Source organism: Bacillus sp. JAS24-2 (genome assembly GCF_008274905.1).
GTDB lineage: Bacteria > Bacillota > Bacilli > Bacillales > Bacillaceae_G > Bacillus_A > Bacillus_A cereus.
Map to the genome: position 1 here is coordinate 429,660 of NZ_CP031068.1, position 19,260 is coordinate 448,919.

Below are 19,260 nucleotides of genomic sequence, written 5' to 3' on the forward strand. Positions count from 1 at the left end.
AACTGCAAAAAATGAAAAGGATATATAAAAATAAGAAAATTAGCTATTGTTTTAAAAAAGAATTTGTATTATGATAATCAACAAATTTATTTCGTTATAACGATGAAAAAGGACTAGTACATGTTCAACCTTTTTAGCAGAGAGAGAATCCGTCAGGCTGAAAGATTCTTAAAAAGGCAATATGGAACCTGCCTTTGAGTTCTGCATATGCAGCGGGAATTTCCCGTTATCAAAAAGAGAGCATGCGCAATTTTTGTGCATGAATCAGGGTGGTAACGCCGGCAAAGCTCGGTCCCTATTTAGGGACGCGGGCTTTTTTGTATTTTCTAGAAGGAGGAAGACTGACTATGGCAAAAGAACAAGTGCAAGCCATTACGAAGATGGAAGAGGACTTTGCGCAGTGGTATACCGATATTGTAAAAAAAGCCGAACTTGTTGATTATTCAAGTGTAAAAGGGTGCATGATTTTACGTCCGTATGGTTATGCCTTATGGGAGAATATGCAGAAGGTGATGGATGAGAAGTTAAAAGGAACTGGCCATGAAAATGTATATATGCCAATGTTTATCCCAGAGAGTTTATTGCAAAAAGAGAAGGATCATGTTGAAGGATTTGCTCCTGAAGTAGCATGGGTTACGCATGGTGGAGATGAAAAGTTAGCGGAAAGACTTTGTGTACGTCCTACATCTGAAACTTTGTTCTGTGAGCACTTTTCAAAAATTGTGCAATCCTATAATGATTTGCCAAAGTTATATAATCAGTGGTGTTCAGTAGTTCGTTGGGAGAAGACAACTAGGCCATTCCTTCGTACGACTGAATTTTTATGGCAAGAGGGTCATACAATCCATGAAACGGCAGAAGAATCGCAGACTGAAACATTAAATATTTTAAACTTATATGCTTCTTTTTGTGAGGATTATTTAGCGATACCAGTTATTAAAGGGCAAAAAACAGAAAAGGAGAAGTTTGCTGGAGCAAAGGCAACTTATACAATTGAAAGTTTAATGCATGATGGAAAAGCGCTTCAAACAGGAACCTCTCATAACTTTGGAACGAATTTCTCTGAAGCATTTGATATTAAGTTTTTAGATCGTAACGGTAAGTGGCAATATGTGCACCAAACATCTTGGGGTGTATCAACAAGAATGATAGGCGGGCTAATAATGGTTCATAGTGATAATAATGGACTTGTAATGCCACCAAAAGTCGCTCCAGTGCAAGTTGTTATTGTACCGATTGCTCAGCATAAAGAAGGAGTTTTAGCAAAAGCAACAGAGTTACAAGGACATATTCAAAAGGTTGCACGAGTAAAAATAGATGCTAGTAATAAAACACCAGGCTGGAAATTTAATGAGTATGAAATGAAGGGGATTCCAATTCGATTAGAAGTTGGCCCTAAAGATATTGAAAAGAATCAAGTTGTACTTGTAAGAAGAGACACGAAGGAAAAAGAGTTTGTACCAATGGATCAATTAGAAGAACGTATTCCAGCATTACTTGAAGAAATTCATATTGCTTTATTTGATAAAGCAAAAGCATTTCGCGATGAGAATACGTATGTTGCGACAAATTTCGAAGAGATGAAAAAAATAGCTGACGAAAAGCAAGGCTTTATTAAGGCAATGTGGTGCGGGGAATTAGCTTGTGAAGAAAAACTAAAAGAAGAAGTTGGAGTATCTTCACGTTGTATGCCTTTTGAGCAAGAGCATTTAGCTGATGAATGTATTTGTTGTGGTAAAGAAGCTAAACAAATGGTGTATTGGGGAAAAGCGTATTAATACTTTTTCTGATAGGTGATAAAAAGGACTTTGGGCTGCATAATAAAATGCAATCCAAAGTCCTTTTTAGTTTTATAAAGTATTTCATGTATTCTTTAGATGGAAGTATGTTGCTCTTATTTTACGTTTTTACGACGAATAAACAGTAACATACCAATTAGGAATATTGAAAGACCCATTAAAATAGATATAGGGTAATGCGTTGCGGTATTCGGTAATTTATCACCTTGTTTTTTCGTATTATCTTTTACATTACCCCCTTGAGAACCGTTGCCCTCCTGAGAATTGCTATCGCCTTTAACACGATTGCCACCTTGAGAGCCATTACCGCCGTGTGAGCCACTGCCACCAGAACCATCGCCACCAGAACGGTTACCACCAGAACGGTTACCACCAGAACCGTTACCGCCAGAACCGCTGCCACCAGAGCCGTTGCTACCAGAACGGTTACCACCAGAACCGTTACCGCCAGAACCGCTGCCACCAGAGCCGTTGCTACCAGAGCCAGAGCCACCAGAACCGTTATCGCCGGAACCACTGCCACCAGAGTCATTGCCACCAGAACCACTGCCACCGGAACCATTACCGCCGGAACCGTTGCCGCCAGAGCCGCCAGAACCACTGCCGCTAGAACCGTTGCCACCAGAACCGTTACCGCCAGAACCACTGCCACCAGAGTCATTGCCACCAGAACCGTTACCGCCAGAACCACTGCCACCGGAACCATTACCGCCGGAACCGTTGCCGCCATCGCCACCAGAACCACTGCCGCTAGAACCGTTGCCACCAGAACCATTACCGCCGGAACCGTTGCCGCCATCGCCACCAGAACCACTGCCGCTAGAACCGTTGCCACCAGAACCGTTATCGCCGGAACCATTGCCGCCAGAGCCACTGCCATCAGAACCGTTACCGCCGGAACCATTGCCGCCAGAGCCATCGCCACCAGAACCGTTTTCACCAGAACCGTTTTCACCAGAGCCGCTGCCACCGGAACCACTATCGTCCTGAGAACCGTTATTTCCTGGAGGTTTATTATTATCCTTTGAGTTTCCTTCTGCAAAATGATCGCTATTTTGTACAATAGCGTTTGTTAATGGTTGGAAGTTTTCAGTTGCAGCATTACCGATATTTAAACCGCTAAAAAAAGATAGAGAGAGTGTTGATGCTAAAATGAAGATTTTCGTCATGGTTTTCCTCCTAAGAAATGAATGTTCCATCTAAAATACATCCCTTTGTAATATTTCTTAGGAAAAAGAGTTTTATGCAAAAAAAACTATATATAGAAAAAGGTAGTATATTTGTCAAAGCAGAAAAGAGTTAATGTAGATTTCCTACAAATAGGTGGAGAATTTACATTCATAACGGTAGAGGAAGTGGCAGTAGATGAAAGAGTATATAGCGTTTGATATTGGCGGTACGCAAATTAAGTATGGCATTATTTCAGAAGCAGGGAGAGTATTAAAGCGTAAAACAGTTGCAACAGAAATTCACTTAGGCGGAGAACAAATTATTCAAAAACTCATTCTTTTATCAAAAAAATTAATGAATGAACATACTATTGCCGGAATTGGTATTAGCACTGCGGGAATTGTTGATATTAATAAGGGAATTGTGACGGGAGGCGCGGATCATATTCCGGGATATAGTACTATTCCTATTATTGATAGATTGCAAGAGATATTAAAAGTTCCAGTATCGATTGACAATGATGTGAATTGTGCAGCGTTTGGAGAAAAGTGGAATGGTAGTGTAAGAGAGAAAGAGAACTTTATTATGCTCACCATTGGAACAGGAGTTGGGGGAGCAATTTTTATAGATGGAGAATTGTACCGAGGACATTCATTTAGTGCTGGTGAATGGGGGAATATGCTAATAGAAGGAAAAACGTTTGAAGAGGTTGCTTCGATTTCAGGATTAATTCGGCTTGTAAGAAAATATAAAGGCAAAGGCGAGTGGAATGGGAGAACAATTTTTGAGTTGTATGATAAAGGAGATAGAGAAGTTGCTCAAGCAGTTGGGATTTTCTTTAAACATTTGGCAATCGGAATTAGTAATCTTGCTTATATTTTTAATCCAGAAACAATTATTATTGGGGGAGGAATTACCGATAGAGGAAATGAGTTTTTAAAAGAAGTAAAAGAAGAGGTCAGTAAATACTTAAATCAAGAGATTTATAATAATTGTGAGATTGAACTTGCACAAAACGGTAATTGTGCAGGAATGATTGGTGCTATTTACCACTTATTACATCATCATAAGTAAATTATATGAATGTTTTCATATAACTGAGAATTTATCCTTTTTATCAATAGGTAAATAATGCTACAATATAAGAGAAGAATACAATATTTTCCGATATGGAAAATGCTTTGTAGAAAGGGAGAAACTTCATGCCTATTATTTTAGAAAAAGGTCAAAAGATCGATTTAACGAAAGGACAACCAAAAGTAGCAAAACTACAGGTTGGCTTAGGCTGGGATCCAATTGGGCAATCAGGTGGATTTCTGTCTTCATTATTTGGAAGTAAACCAAATATAGATTGTGATGCATCTGTTGTTATGTTAGAAGGAGATCGTTTTTTAAACAAAAATGATTTAGTTTACTTCGGAAACAAACTTTCTACTTGTGGTAGTATTATTCATTCAGGAGATAATTTAACAGGTGAAGGCGAAGGTGACGATGAAACAATCTTTGTAGAATTACATAAAGTCCCAAGTCGTATTAACCGTTTAGTATTCGTTGTAAATATTTATGACTGTGTAAACAGACGTCAAGACTTTGGTATGATTCGTAACGCTTATATTCGTATTCAAAATCCTCATACAGGTGAGGAATTAGCACGTTATAATTTATCAGAAAACTATGCTAGTAAAACAACTTTAATTGCAGGAGAAATGTATCGCTACGAAAATGAGTGGAAGTTTTCAGCAGTTGGAGAAGGCACGCAAGATAAAAACTTAAGTGAGATTGTATCACGTTATCAATAGGATAAACTAAGGAGGAATTTTTAAATGGCATCTATTTCTTTAAAAAAGGGACAAAAGGTAGATTTAACAAAAACAAATCCAGGTTTATCAAAGGTACTTGTAGGGCTTGGCTGGGATACAAATCGTTATGATGGACAAGCTGATTTCGATTTAGATGTTAGTATCTTTTTAGTAGGTGCGAACGGTAAAGTTTCAGGAGCAGAAGATTTCGTTTTCTATAATAATCCCAAAGGTGCGAATGGTGCTGTAGAGCATTTAGGAGATAACCGAACTGGTGAAGGCGAAGGCGATGATGAAGCGATTAAAATCGATTTAAAAAATGTTCCTGCTCACATCGAACGTATTTGTTTCACAATTACAATTTATGATGGAGAAGGCCGCAGCCAAAACTTTGGTCAAGTTTCTAACTCATTCGTACGTATTCTCGATGAAGAAAAGAATGCAGAGTTAATTCGTTACGATTTAGGAGAAGATTTCTCTATTGAAACAGCGGTAGTAGTAGGTGAATTATACCGCCATGCAGGTGATTGGAAGTTCAATGCAATCGGAAGTGGATTCCAAGGTGGGTTAGCGTCTCTATGTAATAACTTTGGTTTAGATGTAGAGTAATAGATTCAATTTATATATCCATTGGTGAAATGCATGTTTACTGATGGGTATATTTTTAAAGATAAAAATATAGAGGTGAATATAAATGGCTATTCAGTTACAAAAAGGACAGAAGATTGATTTAGGTAAGACGAGTCCTGGTTTAACAAAAGCAGTAATTGGTCTTGGATGGGATATTAAATCTTATGATGGCGGAGACGATTTCGATTTAGATGCATCTGCTTTTTTATTAGATGCGAACGGGAAATGTACGAAGGAAACTGATTTTATCTTCTATAATAATTTAAAGTCTCCTTGTGGATCAGTTTTACATACTGGCGATAACAGAACAGGTGAAGGCGAAGGCGACGATGAGCAACTTGTTGTAGATTTGAAAAAGGTTCCAGCAGACGTTCATAAAATTGCTATTACAGTTACAATTTATGATGCGGAAGGCCGTAATCAAAACTTTGGACAAGTAGGAAACGCATTCGTTCGTTTAGCGAATGAAGAGACGAACGAAGAAGTTCTTCGTTTTGATTTAGGGGAAGACTTCTCTATCGAAACAGCAGTTGTCTTTTGTGAATTATACCGTCATAATGGACAGTGGAAGTTTAATGCAGTAGGAAGTGGATTCCAAGGTGGTTTAGGTGCGCTTGTAAGAGCGTATGGCTTGGATGCATAGAAAGGAAACGATATTCGTTTCCTTTTTTTGACCTTTCTATAAATCTAGCAAAGAATAGGGGATAAAGGTAAGATGAGTATTTTGCAAGGAATCCTTGATACGTATGCTCAGTTTTTCGACTTGGACATGTGGATTAAAGTGTTGCAAGATCCAGTATCTTGGGGATTAATTGGTACACTTGTTGTACTTGAAGGGTTGTTATCTGCTGATAACGCACTTGTGTTAGCGGTAATGGTAAAACACCTTCCTGAAGAGAAACGTAAAAAAGCATTATTCTATGGACTTATTGGAGCTTATATATTCCGCTTTATTGCAATTGGAATCGGAATGTTCTTGATTAAATTATGGTGGGTAAAACTTCTTGGTGCACTTTACCTTGCTTGGTTATCAGTAAAATACTTTATTGATAAGCGTAAAGGTGCAGGTGAAGAAGAGGAAGCTCATGGTATGAACCAAAACAGTATTTTCTTCAGAATGTTCGGTGTCTTCTGGGGAACAGTTGCAATGGTCGAATTAATGGATATCGCATTCTCTGTAGATAGTGTACTTGCTGCATTTGGTGTATCTAATGAAGTTTGGATTTTATTATTAGGCGGAATGCTAGGTATTTTAATGATGCGTGGTATTGCCGGTGTATTCTTGAAATTATTAGAGCGTATTCCAGAGCTTGAAACGACAGCATACATTTTAATCTTAATTATTGCATCGAAAATGTTACTGTCTTTAATCGAGATTGAGATTAGTCATACACTATTCTTTATTATTTTAGTTGTAGCATTTGGAGCAACATTTATAATTCACTACATGAAGAATTCTGGACAAGCTAAAGAAGAAGTTGCAGCTACTAAAGAAGATAATAAATAATTGAAATGGGTTTGCTCGTTTTGCGAGCGCCCATTTTTTATAACAAAAAATAGTTTATAATAGAAGAAGGACTTAGAAAAAACGTAACTGTTTTTGGAGGTGAACTGTTGTGTTTTCACGTTTTACACTTCAACCATATGCATTAAAAGATGAATCAGATTTAAAGCAATTTGAAACGCTTTTAGAAAAACGTCCACAATATGAACTGACAGAGAATGAGATGAAATTTAGTTATATAGCATGTCGAATCCTTGGCGTTCCTAATGATGTAGATGAATATTTTAATGAACTGTTTGATTATAGTGAAGCGAAAGGAATCGAAGTTTTACACGAACAAAATTTAAACAAAGTGATTGATTCGGAAAAGCTTCGTCATATTCAAGAAGTGTTCGGATTACATCAAGAAGCACCAAATGGTCTGACAGTAAATAGGTTAGTTGCACACTTATCTGGGAAACAACTTTTACCGAAAGTAGACAATCCTGATTTACAGCATTACATACATACGACGTTTATTTCACTATTGAAATTATATGAGAAACAACATAATCAGTCGTTAAAGACAGAAGGCTTCCGTCGTTTCTTAATCGACATAATTAAACTAAGCGAAAATTATGTAGCGAAGTGGTTTTCTACGATTAATTATAAGAAACAGATGCCGCGTATCGTTTGGTATGGTGATGCACAGGAAAGCCGTATATATTTCTTATACTTTCTTATTATGCTCGGTTGTGATGTGCTTTATTATCACCCAGAAGGAAAAGATGGATTTGAGAATGTTGATGAAGAGGGAAGGACCTTTATTGTGTCTCATCCAGGCCGTATTTCTCTTGAACCATTTCCAGATCGCCGCCGCGAGCGTGTGGCAACAGTAGCGTATCAAGCTTCAAAAGAAATTGAGCAAGTACTTCACCACGATAATTCACTGCTGTACAAGCCGTGGCAATTCCGTTCCTATACGCCTGTAGCTCGTACACTAAAAACAACATATGATGAGCTCTTTTTAATTACGAAAGAAAAGGCGTTTGTACGCCCGACATTCTTTGTTGAAAATAAACATATTTATATCCCTTCTTTATTTGCGAAAATATCAGGCGTTTCAAAGAATGATAAAGAGTATTTTCAACGATTAAAGGCTGTTACATCATTTGATAACAGTATACTAGTTAATACATTCCCATTTACGAAAGAGCAAAAAGCAAACTTCCAATATCATTATCGAGATGCATTAGACCGTGGGGGGAAATTACATCCTGATCTAATTATGAATAGCCATTGGTGGCCGCATAAGCGTTTACCGGAAGGTTTACAACATGGGATTGCAGAAGCGATTATCCATACGTGTGAAAGTGAAATGTGCAAACCAATTGCGAAAGAGACAAAACAAGATGTAGCGCTATATGTTTTCGCGCAACTTTCTCAAATACCACCGAATATTTTAGAACAGCTTGAGAAATTTGATTATTCACAAGATGTGCCGAAAATTGTTATATTTAATAATGAGAAGAGTGGAGAGTTAACTCGTTCTGATGCTGTTTTATTACTATTTTTAAATCAAATTGGAGTAGATGTATTCCATTTCAATCCAACGGGAAGAAACGATATTGAACCGTATATTGAAGCGGGGGCATTTGATTCCCATTGGCTTGAAGAGGTTAATTTCGATCTTGAGTTTCATGGTTCATCAGCCTATAAAAATTTATCACAAACAATAAAAGGACTATTTCGTCCATTTTTATAAGGAAAGGGAGAATACCATATGAATAACCCAGTCGTACTAGATCCGAAAACAGAATTAAATGAGCAAACAGCACAAGATGTTCGCTTGCAACTTAGACAAGATGTGGATGTACAACGTATTTATAATGCGGTAGATATTAAAGATCAATTAGAATTAATTGAACTTGGAAAAGAACCTTCTATGGAAATTTCACGTTTTGCTGATCAAATTTTACATACAATGTCATTATCAAAGATAGAAGATTCTGGTGAATTATTAAAACAGCTTGGTAAAATTATGGACAGATTTGATAGCAAAGACTTTGCGGAAGAGAAAAGTGGTTTCTTCTCACGTATGTTCAAAAAAGCGGATAAAATGATTGAACAAATCTTTAGCAAGTATCAAACGATGGGCCGTGAAATTGATAAAGTGTATGTGGAAATTACGAAGTACCAAGATGAGATGAAAAAATCAATTGGTACGTTAGATGGCTTGTATGAGCAAAACTTAAAATATTATTTAGACTTAGAGAAGTATGTAGTAGCAGGAGAAATGCTATTAGAGCGTTTAAATACAGAATTAGTTCCGATGTATGAAGAGCGTGTGCGTAATAATGATCAATTAGCAGGTATTGAATTAGAGTCGCTTAAAAACTCGGTTGAAATTTTAGAGCAACGTATTGATGATTTAGAAAAAGCGCGTATGGTTGCACTACTTACAGCACCACAAATTCGTATGATTCAACGTGGTAATAATAAATTAATTGGTAAAATTAATACAGCATTTATTACAACGATTCCGATCTTTAAAAATGGTATCATTCAAGCGGTAAATGCGAAGCGTCAAAAGCTTGTTGCAGATTCTATGGCTGAACTGGATCGCCGTACAAATGAATTACTTAAGAAAAATGCACAAAATATCGCAACGCAAAGTGTAGAAGTAGCGAGATTATCAGGTTCTTCTAGTATTAAGATGGAAACACTTGAGGAAACTTGGAACATTATTTCAAGAGGTATGCAAGAAACACAACAAATTGAAGAACAAAACAAACGTGAGCGTGAAGAAAGCCGCAAGCGTATGGCTACATTAACTGAAAACATTAAAAAAGAATTACAAGGATAAAGTGAAACTTTAATCAGTGGGGTTTTGTTCATCCCCACCGATTATTAGCCTTCACCAATTGGACATTTAGGGGCAGTTAATCTACCACCTAACTTCTTTGCTCAAACTGAATTTTGAGGTGGGAGTTTTACTGCACGGAAAATAGTAGGGTAAATGAAAAGGCAATGAGGAATAGTCCTCATTGCCTTTTAGTTTCTCTTCACTAATTTAATAATCTCATTCACAATAAGTGGAATGATACTTAATAAGAGAACAAATCCCCAATCTCGCATCGTTAATGCATGTACACCGAATATATTTGCAAGGGGCGGGATGGAGATGATACAAACTTGCATAAGAACACCGATAAGAAGGGAGAAGACTAAATATTTATTGGTAAAGATCCCAATTGAAAAAATTGATTTCGTTCTTGAACGCAAGTTAAATGAATGAACGAGCTGAGAAAAACTAAGAACGACAAATGCCATCGTTTGAGCGTGTAATAGAGCATCGTCATCAATTCGTTCTGGGAAAAGAGGGAATAAATTTGTATCTCCAGTATAGAATTTTGCTCCGGCGATAAAAGCTATTAGCGTTAACAGTCCAATGATAACCCCATTGAAAATCAGAAAAGGAATGCTACCACTAAATAAACTTTCTTTCGCATGTCGTGGTTTTTCCTTCATCACATCTGGATCTTCAGGATCAACCCCAAGTGATAATGCAGGAAGTGTATCTGTAATTAAATTCACCCACAAAATGTGAATAGGTCGTAGAGGTGTTGCCCAGCCAAGTAAAATGGCTAAAAATAAAGCGATAATTTCTCCGAAGTTACAAGAGAGTAGGAAGAGGATTGATTTTTTTATGTTACGATAAATATTTCTACCTTCCTCAACAGCCTTCACAATAGATGAGAAATTATCATCTGTTAACACGACATCTGCTGCCCCTTTTGCAACGTCTGTTCCTGTAATGCCCATCGCTACGCCAACATCCGCTTGCTTTAAAGATGGAGCGTCATTGACACCATCACCAGTCATAGAAACGATATTTCCCTTTGCACGCAATGCCTTTACAATTTTTACTTTATGTTCTGGAGAGACTCTGGCGAATACATTTAAATGATTAATTTTGCTTGCTAGCTCTGTATCTGAAATGTTATCTAATTCAGTTCCAATCATAATTTCAGATATTTCTTCAGCAATACCAAGTTCTTTGGCAATTGCAAAGGCGGTATCTTTATGGTCACCAGTAATCATAACTGTGCGAATACCGGCTTTTTTACATTCTTTAATTGAATCTTTCACTTCAGTTCGCGGTGGATCAATCATACCGACAAGACCAATAAAGATAAGGTTTTCTTCAAGATGATTTATATCCATATCGTTTGAATCGTATTGTTTAAATGCGAATGAAAGTACTCTTAAAGCTTCTTGAGACATTGATCCGGCAGCTTCTAATATTTGATTTTTATCAGAATCAGTTAAAATCTCGATTTTGCCGTTTTTAAAAATATGGGTACATCGAGGTAAGAGCTTATCAATAGCGCCTTTCGTCATGCTATAGTAGCTTCCATCGTATGTATGTACGGTTGACATCATTTTACGATCTGAATCGAAAGGTACTTCGTTAACACGTTCATGTATTTTTTCTAAATAATCTTTTTGCATGTTAAAAGTGGTTCCAGCAACGAGAAGTGCAATTTCAGTCGGGTCTCCCGTTTGTGATTCGTTATTATAAGACGCATCATTACATAGCACCATATTTTCTAACAATAGACGTTGCGCATTATTATTTACATTTAAACTTTCTAAGCGATCGTATGTGTTATCACTATAAAAGTGAGTAACGGTCATTTTATTTTGCGTTAACGTACCTGTTTTATCTGAACAAATAATTGTGACAGAACCGAGGGCTTCAACAGCTGGTAGTTTCCGAATGATAACGTTTTGTTTAATCATACGTTGCACACCAATTGCAAGAACGATGGAAACGATAGCTGGCAAGCCTTCTGGAATAGCTGCAACGGCTAAACTAATAGCAGTCATAAACATTTCTAACGTATCCCGGCCTTGTAAAAAACCGATGAGAAACATAATGATACAAATAGCTACAGCGACAAAGCCTAAATATTTTCCGACTTGTGCTAAGCTTTTTTGAAGTGGTGTCATATCATCGTCTGCTTCATGTAAAAGGGTAGCAATCTTACCAATTTGTGAGTTCATTCCAGTTTCAACAGCAACACCGACGCCTCTTCCGTATGTTACAAGAGTAGACATAAAGGCCATGTTTTTTTGATCGCCGAGTGGTACTTGTTCATCACTTTGCATGGAAGGGTGGTAGATTGCATCTTTATCAACAGGGACAGATTCACCAGTTAGAGCAGATTCTTCAACTTTTAAATTTGCGGTTTCAATAAGGCGTAAATCGCATGGGATATATCGTCCGGCATCGAGCATAACGATATCCCCTGGAACGACGTGTTCAGATGGAATTTCTTTTAGTTCACCATGTCTCTTGACGATAGCTTTAGGTGTTGCCATCTTTTTTAGTGCCTCTAAAGCTTGTTCTGCTTTAGATTCTTGGACAACACCGATAACAGCATTTAAAACTACAACAAGCGCGATAATACTGGCATCCGCCCATTCACCTACAAAGGCAGAAATAAGGGCAGCAATAATAAGGACATATACGAGGACGTCATTAATTTGGGCGAAAATACGCTGCCATAAAGTGCGTTTTTGTTTTGTAGCTAATTCATTAGAACCGTATTGCTTTAAACGTTCACTTACAATTTCATCTGTTAAACCGTGTTGTTCGTTTGTTTCTAGGTCAATTAATGTTTGATCTTTCGTCTTACTGTACCAATTGCTCATAAGTAAGCACCTCCAGTAAAAACAGTTAGCAATGGTAGTGTTGCTATTATTTGTGAGTAGTATGTATGGAGAAAAAATCTAAGATGAGGTTCTACTTCTATTGTACAATATTTTACAGTTGGTTGAGGGAAAGAGATGAGTTGTCATGAATTTGTTGGAAATAAAAAAGAGCCTCATATAAGAGAGGCTTTTTTACTTTTTAATTAATGTACCTAATTCTTCTGTAATAGCTTGCATTTCACTAATGCTGAATGTTTCACGTTTCATAACATGATCATAAATGTCACGTAAATCTTCGTACATTTCTTCGTTAAAACTAGCAGCTCTCATCGCTCCAGCATTAACCATACGTAATTTTTCTTTAATAGCTTCGACCATATATTCAACGTTTTCTTCTGACTTTACGGATAAATCCACCGAAGTGTCCCCCTTTAAAATAACATAAGGCTATCTTAACATTTTTTATCATTTTCGTTAATGAATCTTTTCAATCCCATTAAATTAGTAGGGATTTCCTTTATATTTAATAATTGGTTGTTTATACTATAAGTATATATTAAGAAATGCACCAAGAAGGGAAGAAACAAAAGTATGGTTCAAGTATTGTTTGTTTGTCTTGGGAACATTTGCCGTTCTCCGATGGCAGAAGCGATTTTTCGAAATCTTGTCGTAAAAGAGGGACTTGAAGAGAAAATTGTCATTGATTCTGCAGGAACTGGAGATTGGCATGTTGGCCATCCGCCACATAAAGGAACACAAAAAATTTTAAAAGAAAATGCAGTCACTTTTGAAGGAATTAAAGCAAGGCAAGTAGAAAAAGAAGACTTAACAAAGTTTGATTATATTATTGCCATGGACAACAAGAATATAGCAGATTTAAAAAGTTTAGGTAAAACTGGAGGCTATATTGGTAGGCTGTCCGACTTTGTTCCAGACGGTGGCTGGACAGACGTTCCTGACCCTTACTATACAGGGAATTTCCAAGAAGTATATGACCTTGTAACAGAAGGGTGTGCAAAGCTATTAGCTTTCATTCGAAATGAACAAGGAATATGAGGAAGCTTAGAAAGAAATACTTTCTAACATAAGAAATGAAAGGGTGAAGGAATATGGCAAAGAAAAATAATATTGCTCGAAACATTGCGATTGGTGTAGCGGCAGGTGTAGCTGTATCCATGTTAAAGAAAGAAAACCGTGAAAAAGTAAAAAATACAGCAGAAAAAGCAAAAACAAAGATGATTGAAATTGGTGAAAATGCAAAGATTAAAGAAAAAGTGCAAACTGTTACAGATAAAGGACGCGAACTTGCTGATTTCAATGTGGTAAAAGCGAAAGTAGCAGAAATTAAAAAATTAACGCCATCTGTTGTAGAGACGTTAAAAGAAACGAAAGAAATTTTTAGTAAGAAAAAAGTTGAGCCAGAAGAAAAGCCAGAAACGATTGAAATTCAAGCTGTATCTCCAAAGGTAGATGAGCTGAAAGCAGAAGAAGAGCCAGTAGTTGCTGAAGATGGTGGTATGAAAGAAGCGCGTGAATTATTTATGAAAGACTCAAATGCAGTGGAAAAAAAAACTGAAGCGTACATTGAGTTAAAGCAAGATAAAGAAGAGAAGAAAAGCGTTTAAACATATATGAGAAAAATTTTAGAAAAGGTGAGAAGAAATCGTACTTATTCGTTTGGTAAAGATTTATATGACCGGACGATGCGCGATGATGTAGCGGGCTTGGCAGCACAGCTCGCTTATTTCTTCTTGCTTGCAATTTTTCCTGGGCTCGTTTTCTTAATTACGCTTCTTGGATTTATTCCCATTCAAACAGAGGATGTGCTTAGTTTATTAGAGGTTTATGTACCAGATGATGCAATGAACTTAATTGAGGTAAATGTAGATAAAGTTGTAAACCAGCAAAATGGTGGTTTATTATCATTTGGTTTATTATCCATGTTATGGTTTGCCTCAAATGGTGTTAATGCGGTTATGAATGCTTTTAACCGCGCTTATGACGTGAAGGAAACACGTTCTTTTATTACAACAAGAGCGTTATCAATTGTGTTTACATTAGCTATTATTTTTATGATTGTCTTTGCGTTAATTGTTCCGGTATTCGGACAAGTTATTGGAGCAGCAGTGTTTAAAGCACTCGGTTTATCAGATAGTTTTTCTTTCGTGTGGAGCATTACACGATTAGTAGCGAGTTTCTTCGTGCTATTTGCTTTGTTTAGTTTCTTATATACATTTGCCCCAGATCGAAAGTTAAAAAGAAGAGAAGTTATTTCAGGGGCGTTATTTGCTACTGTAGGATGGATTGTGGTATCGTACTCATTTGCTTATTATGTAGATAAGTTTGCGAATTACGCCAATACATATGGTGGTCTCGGTGGTATCATTATTTTAATGTTATGGTTTTACTTAACTGGATGGGTAATTTTACTTGGCGGTGAAATTAATGGTTTACTCCACCATTATAGAACCGGTGACAATAATTCCCGTAATGAATAATGAGCTCTTGTTCCATAATAAAAAGGAACAGGGGGGATATTTCATGAGTAATAATAAAAAGAACCATAATAATAAAAGTAATAATAAACAAAAGAGCAGTTCGCATCCAAAGCATAAAACGAGTAGCAGTGCGAACGGTCATAATAGCTATCATTAAAAAAAACGGGTCCTCTATGAGGGACCCGTTTTATTTGCTGCCTTTTAATAATCGTAAGCCATTCAAAATGACAAGAATCGTACTTCCTTCATGGCCAATAACACCGAATGGAAGAGCTAAAAATTGCAAGAAGTTTGAACAAATTAGCATGGCAATAACGGCTAGCGAAAAGATTACGTTTTGCTTCACAATACGGTTCATTCGTTTTGATAAACGAATTGCTTGGGAAAGACGAGATAGTTCGTTCTTCATCAGTACAACATCCGCAGTTTCTAAAGCTACATCTGTTCCTTCTCCCATTGCGACACCAATGCTAGCAGTAGCTAGTGCAGGTGCATCATTTATACCGTCTCCGACCATTGCTACTGTACCGTATTTTTCTTTTAACTTTTTAATCGTTTCAACTTTTGTTTCTGGTAAACATGATGCGTAATATTCCTTTATATTACTTTCAGAGGCAATTGCTTTTGCCGTTTCTTCATTATCTCCAGTAATCATAATTGCTTCGACACCAATGCTTTGTAATTCACGAATAGCAGCTATTGTTTCTTGGCGAAGCGTATCTTTTAAAGCGATAAGTCCAAGAATGCCTCCCTCATCACTAATATAAACGACAGTTTTACCTTCCTTTTCAAGTGAGGCAGAAATACCATTATGAAATGTTTTTGTTTCTTCACCGATAAAATCAGCTTTACCTATTTTATAAGCGTTGTTTTCGAATATTCCTTTTAGCCCAAAACCAGTTACATCTTCAACCTTTTCAGGTTTTTTTAATGTAATGTCGTACGCATGTTGTGCATATTTAACAATAGATGCAGCCAAAGGATGTGTAGAGTGACTTTCAATGGATGCTGTAATAGAAAGTACTTCTTTTTCTGTCATATTTTCTCGAACATATACATCTGTTACGGTAGGTTTTCCTTCTGTTAATGTTCCTGTTTTATCAAAGGCGATTGCTTTTACTGAAGCGAGGCGTTCTAAATGTATGCCACCTTTAAAGAGAATTCCATTTCTTGCTCCGTTAGAAATTGCAGATAACGTTGCTGGTGTAATGGCAGCAACGAGTGCACAAGGAGATGCGACTACAAGTAAGATCATAGCGCGATAAAACGTTTCATTCCAGCTCCAGTCAAGTAAGAAATGAGGAACGAACATCATAAGCGCAACAACGAGTAGTACACCTTTTACGTATGTTCCTTCAAACTTTTCGATGAATAGTTGTGATGGTGATTTTTCACTTTGTGCACTTTGGACGAGACGGATAATTTTTTGGAATAATGTTTGATCGCTTGGCTTCGTAATTTTAACTTCGATAGCACCACGTAAATTTACAGTACCTGCAAATACTTCATCGCCATGTCTTTTCTCATTTGGAATAGGTTCTCCCGTGATTGCTGCTTCATCAATATTTGTTTCACCGTTATGAATCGTACCGTCAGCGGGAACACGTTCACCTGGTTTAATTAAAATAATGTCGTTAATTTGTAACTCTCCAACAGGAACACGTTCCTCCGTTCCGTTGGAAATGCGTAATGCTTCTTCGGGTTGTAAGTCAAGAAGAGCGGAAATTTCTTTTTGGCTCTTACTTAATGTATAAGATTCCATAGCACCGCTGAGCGCAAAGATAAAGATTAAGATAGCCCCTTCTGCCCAGTAGCCAATAATTGCAGCACCAATAGCTGCAAAGAGCATTAGCATTTCAACATTTAGCTCTTTTTCTTCAATCGTATCTTCAATGCCTTCTTTCGCTTTTGCATATCCACCAACTATATAAGCAAGGATATAGCAAGTAATACCTACATTCATTACATCGTTCTTTGTGAATAACCAGCCAACTAAAATAAAAATACCAGATGCTACTGCAAATACAAGTTCATAATGTTTTTTTAATGTGTCCCATAAAGAGGGATGAGAAATTGTTTCTTTTGACTGTAACGTTTTTACTTCTGAGTTCATTACTACCCGCTCCTTCCGCGTTCTTATTGAGAAAAATAATCAAAATCGAAACCCCTATAAAACGACGAAAGCTGCCATCCATAATGGATAGCAGCATTTCTGTTGAATCTGTTTTTAATAGTTCTTATGTTGTAATTATTCTATAGTATATCATATGTTTTTATGAGATGGTACGGTTTTGTTTCAAGTATAAACGGAAAACTTGTGTTTTCGCAACTCCTCTGGTATATATGAATATTGTTCATAAAAAGATCGGAAAGGAAGACAACAAGTGAAGACAGAGAAAATTTTTACCCATCCGATTGGCGTATTTATTGCTGCAATAGTAGCAACTTTTTTATGGGGAAGCGCATTTCCTTTTATTAAATTAAGTTATGTTGAACTTGGAATTCAACCACAAGAAGTTGGAGAGCAAATATTATTTGCCGGTTATCGTTTCTTTTTATCTGGAGTCATGCTCTTATTATTCTTTAAAGTGTTAGGAAAAGATATGAGCTTCAAAAAAGGAACAGGGAAACAGTTAATACAAATTGGTTTATTCCAAACGTTTCTTCAATATATCTGTTTTTACATTGGAATGAGTTATAGTTCAGGAATTGAAGGAGCTATCATTTCAGGAACATCATCATTCTTTCAAATTTTACTCGCCCATTTTTTATATAAAGATGATGCTCTCAATATGCGAAAATTAATTGGGGTATCTATTGGTTTTTGTGGCGTCATTTTAGTAAATGTGCCGAGTGATGGTAGCTTATCATTTCATTTTGGGATCGGAAGCTTATTACTTCTTAGTGCAGCAATGCTGTATTCATATGGAAACATATTAGCAAAAGAAGGTAGTAAAACATTAGATATTGGTTATATGACAGCATACCAAATGATTTTTGGTTCTACAGGATTATTATGTATAGGGGCTTTACAAGTTGGAGTCATGCCATTTACATTTAGTCTACATGCACTACTTATGCTAATTTATTTATCTTTCTTATCTGCAGCTGGTTTTTGCATTTGGAATACAATTATGAAGTATAACAAGGTTGGAAAAGTATCTATGTATATGTTCTTTATACCCGTATTTGGTGTGTTATTATCGAGCATGATTTTAGGTGAAGCAATTCATTCATTTGTGCTACTCGGTTTAGCATGTGTAGCCGCGGGAATCATTGTGGTAAATAGGACACCAGCTAAGCAAAAAATGGAGCAAGAAAAACAAGTAGCATAGAGAGCAGAAAAGCGATTACAATGGAAGAACAGTACTGTTCTTCTTTTTTTATAGAAAAAGGATAATAGACTAAGTGTAACGAAAAAAGATACAAAAAGCATTTATTGAGGAGAAAATATTATGAATCTACTTTACGTGGTGTTAATTGGGCAAATATTTCTTTTTTTTATTGGTGCAATTTATGCAATGGGGCAGACAAAAAGAACGAAAGATAATATGCCGTTACCTTTAGCAATTCGTCTTATTCTTAGTTTTTCTTTAACAGGTAGTGCAATTTGCATATGGTTACAAGATCCATCTGTAGAGTATAGTACGTGGGTTGCACTTGGTATGACTTTATCAACTGTGGGAGATTTGTTTATGGCTGGGCTGATTCCAATTGGTCATCGATTAATTGGAGGGATGGTTACTTTCGCTGTTGCTCATTGTTTTTATGTAAAAGCATTTTTGCAAACAGGAATTTCATGGAATGGTTTTTGGATTGGCTTACTCGTATATGGGCTCTTTCTAATTGTAGGATGGTTCTTCTTTATCCGAAATGATAAACAGGATAAGTTGTTTACGATAGGAGCTCTAATTTACGGATTGTGGGTTGGAGGAATGGCTTGCTTTGCATTCGCCTTATATTATGAAAATACAGGGATATGGTGGATACCAGCGTTTGGTGGCTTACTGTTTGTAATTTCTGATTTCATTATTGGCGTGACAGATATCGGAGGGCGTAAATTGAAGTATGAGCCACTTTGGATTTGGTTTACATATGTAGCTGCTCAAATGTGTATTATATATGTGGGATTATAAAAAGATACTCTCAAAATAGTGGAT

Annotated in this window: 17 protein-coding genes and 1 other annotated feature; of the genes, 13 read left to right on the plus strand and 4 right to left on the minus strand. The window is 36.6% G+C overall.

Annotated features, from left to right (window positions below):
- The first annotated feature begins 93 nt into the window (after positions 1-93).
- Positions 94-300: a binding site (T-box leader), on the plus strand.
- A gap of 47 nt (positions 301-347) precedes the next feature.
- A complete protein-coding gene (gene proS, locus DN407_RS02305; RefSeq protein WP_097856519.1) occupies positions 348-1,778 on the plus strand; it encodes a proline--tRNA ligase in 1,431 nt (476 codons plus the stop codon).
- Between the two features lie 116 nt (positions 1,779-1,894).
- On the opposite strand, the gene DN407_RS02310 is transcribed toward proS, so the two are convergent.
- Positions 1,895-2,968, minus strand: a complete 1,074-nt coding sequence (locus DN407_RS02310) for an LPXTG cell wall anchor domain-containing protein (protein WP_149216742.1) — start codon at positions 2,966-2,968, stop codon at positions 1,895-1,897.
- A 196-nt stretch (positions 2,969-3,164) separates the two neighbouring features.
- On the opposite strand from DN407_RS02310, the gene DN407_RS02315 reads away from it, so the two are divergent.
- From DN407_RS02315 to DN407_RS02345, 7 genes are all read left to right on the plus strand, one after another.
- Complete coding sequence (locus DN407_RS02315; protein WP_000666107.1) at positions 3,165-4,043, plus strand: ROK family protein; 879 nt, start codon at positions 3,165-3,167, stop codon at positions 4,041-4,043.
- A 128-nt stretch (positions 4,044-4,171) separates the two neighbouring features.
- The gene (locus tag DN407_RS02320; protein WP_001121578.1) at positions 4,172-4,768 is read left to right on the plus strand and encodes a TerD family protein; all 597 of its coding nucleotides are present in this window, start codon (positions 4,172-4,174) and stop codon (positions 4,766-4,768) included.
- Between the two features lie 24 nt (positions 4,769-4,792).
- On the plus strand, positions 4,793-5,377 hold the full coding sequence (locus DN407_RS02325) for a TerD family protein (RefSeq protein WP_000146720.1): 585 nt from the start codon (positions 4,793-4,795) through the stop codon (positions 5,375-5,377).
- A gap of 85 nt (positions 5,378-5,462) precedes the next feature.
- A complete protein-coding gene (locus DN407_RS02330; RefSeq protein ID WP_001007532.1) occupies positions 5,463-6,041 on the plus strand; it encodes a TerD family protein in 579 nt (192 codons plus the stop codon).
- Between the two features lie 72 nt (positions 6,042-6,113).
- On the plus strand, positions 6,114-6,905 hold the full coding sequence (locus DN407_RS02335) for a TerC family protein (RefSeq protein WP_000025688.1): 792 nt from the start codon (positions 6,114-6,116) through the stop codon (positions 6,903-6,905).
- A 109-nt stretch (positions 6,906-7,014) separates the two neighbouring features.
- The gene (locus tag DN407_RS02340; RefSeq protein WP_000492865.1) at positions 7,015-8,646 is read left to right on the plus strand and encodes a YceG family protein; all 1,632 of its coding nucleotides are present in this window, start codon (positions 7,015-7,017) and stop codon (positions 8,644-8,646) included.
- A gap of 18 nt (positions 8,647-8,664) precedes the next feature.
- Positions 8,665-9,747 carry a toxic anion resistance protein gene (locus tag DN407_RS02345; protein ID WP_149215975.1) on the plus strand — a complete coding sequence of 361 codons (1,083 nt, stop codon included), beginning with the start codon at positions 8,665-8,667 and terminating at the stop codon, positions 9,745-9,747.
- A gap of 188 nt (positions 9,748-9,935) precedes the next feature.
- Here DN407_RS02345 and DN407_RS02350 read toward each other — a convergent pair whose 3' ends face one another.
- Positions 9,936-12,602, minus strand: coding sequence for a cation-translocating P-type ATPase (locus tag DN407_RS02350; protein ID WP_149215976.1), 2,667 nt, complete (start codon positions 12,600-12,602; stop codon positions 9,936-9,938).
- A gap of 192 nt (positions 12,603-12,794) precedes the next feature.
- Entirely contained in the window at positions 12,795-13,019 is a 225-nt protein-coding gene (locus DN407_RS02355) for a DUF1128 domain-containing protein (protein ID WP_000366196.1), read from the minus strand.
- Positions 13,020-13,193: 174 nt separating this feature from the next.
- On the opposite strand from DN407_RS02355, the gene DN407_RS02360 reads away from it, so the two are divergent.
- From DN407_RS02360 to DN407_RS02370, 3 genes are read left to right on the plus strand one after another with little or no spacing between them, the layout of a single operon-like run.
- Positions 13,194-13,658, plus strand: coding sequence for a low molecular weight protein-tyrosine-phosphatase (locus tag DN407_RS02360; RefSeq protein WP_000250916.1), 465 nt, complete (start codon positions 13,194-13,196; stop codon positions 13,656-13,658).
- 53 nt (positions 13,659-13,711) lie between these two features.
- The gene (locus DN407_RS02365) at positions 13,712-14,227 is read left to right on the plus strand and encodes a DUF4075 domain-containing protein (RefSeq protein WP_001085388.1); all 516 of its coding nucleotides are present in this window, start codon (positions 13,712-13,714) and stop codon (positions 14,225-14,227) included.
- A 6-nt stretch (positions 14,228-14,233) separates the two neighbouring features.
- On the plus strand, positions 14,234-15,100 hold the full coding sequence (locus DN407_RS02370; protein WP_001226536.1) for a YihY/virulence factor BrkB family protein: 867 nt from the start codon (positions 14,234-14,236) through the stop codon (positions 15,098-15,100).
- A gap of 187 nt (positions 15,101-15,287) precedes the next feature.
- Here DN407_RS02370 and DN407_RS02375 read toward each other — a convergent pair whose 3' ends face one another.
- On the minus strand, positions 15,288-17,213 hold the full coding sequence (locus DN407_RS02375) for a heavy metal translocating P-type ATPase (RefSeq protein WP_001083773.1): 1,926 nt from the start codon (positions 17,211-17,213) through the stop codon (positions 15,288-15,290).
- A 271-nt stretch (positions 17,214-17,484) separates the two neighbouring features.
- Between DN407_RS02375 and DN407_RS02380 the strand changes: the two genes are divergently transcribed.
- Both DN407_RS02380 and DN407_RS02385 read left to right on the plus strand, forming a co-directional pair.
- Positions 17,485-18,435 (plus strand): DMT family transporter, encoded by a 951-nt coding sequence (locus tag DN407_RS02380; RefSeq protein WP_000845729.1) that lies wholly within the window; start codon positions 17,485-17,487, stop codon positions 18,433-18,435.
- Positions 18,436-18,555: 120 nt separating this feature from the next.
- Positions 18,556-19,236: a lysoplasmalogenase gene (locus DN407_RS02385; protein WP_001051073.1), complete on the plus strand. Its 681-nt coding sequence runs from the start codon at positions 18,556-18,558 to the stop codon at positions 19,234-19,236.
- The last annotated feature ends 24 nt before the right edge of the window (positions 19,237-19,260 follow it).

Bases quoted from the DNA above. Each gene is read 5' to 3' on its own strand.
- proS (WP_097856519.1), top strand. From the start codon at position 348: ATGGCAAAAGAACAAGTGCAAGCCATTACGAAGATGGAAGAGGACTTT.
- DN407_RS02310 (WP_149216742.1), bottom strand. From the start codon at position 2,968: ATGACGAAAATCTTCATTTTAGCATCAACACTCTCTCTATCTTTTTTT.
- DN407_RS02315 (WP_000666107.1), top strand. From the start codon at position 3,165: ATGAAAGAGTATATAGCGTTTGATATTGGCGGTACGCAAATTAAGTAT.
- DN407_RS02320 (WP_001121578.1), top strand. From the start codon at position 4,172: ATGCCTATTATTTTAGAAAAAGGTCAAAAGATCGATTTAACGAAAGGA.
- DN407_RS02325 (WP_000146720.1), top strand. From the start codon at position 4,793: ATGGCATCTATTTCTTTAAAAAAGGGACAAAAGGTAGATTTAACAAAA.
- DN407_RS02330 (WP_001007532.1), top strand. From the start codon at position 5,463: ATGGCTATTCAGTTACAAAAAGGACAGAAGATTGATTTAGGTAAGACG.
- DN407_RS02335 (WP_000025688.1), top strand. From the start codon at position 6,114: ATGAGTATTTTGCAAGGAATCCTTGATACGTATGCTCAGTTTTTCGAC.
- DN407_RS02345 (WP_149215975.1), top strand. From the start codon at position 8,665: ATGAATAACCCAGTCGTACTAGATCCGAAAACAGAATTAAATGAGCAA.
- DN407_RS02350 (WP_149215976.1), bottom strand. From the start codon at position 12,602: ATGAGCAATTGGTACAGTAAGACGAAAGATCAAACATTAATTGACCTA.
- DN407_RS02360 (WP_000250916.1), top strand. From the start codon at position 13,194: ATGGTTCAAGTATTGTTTGTTTGTCTTGGGAACATTTGCCGTTCTCCG.
- DN407_RS02365 (WP_001085388.1), top strand. From the start codon at position 13,712: ATGGCAAAGAAAAATAATATTGCTCGAAACATTGCGATTGGTGTAGCG.
- DN407_RS02370 (WP_001226536.1), top strand. From the start codon at position 14,234: ATGAGAAAAATTTTAGAAAAGGTGAGAAGAAATCGTACTTATTCGTTT.
- DN407_RS02375 (WP_001083773.1), bottom strand. From the start codon at position 17,213: ATGAACTCAGAAGTAAAAACGTTACAGTCAAAAGAAACAATTTCTCAT.
- DN407_RS02385 (WP_001051073.1), top strand. From the start codon at position 18,556: ATGAATCTACTTTACGTGGTGTTAATTGGGCAAATATTTCTTTTTTTT.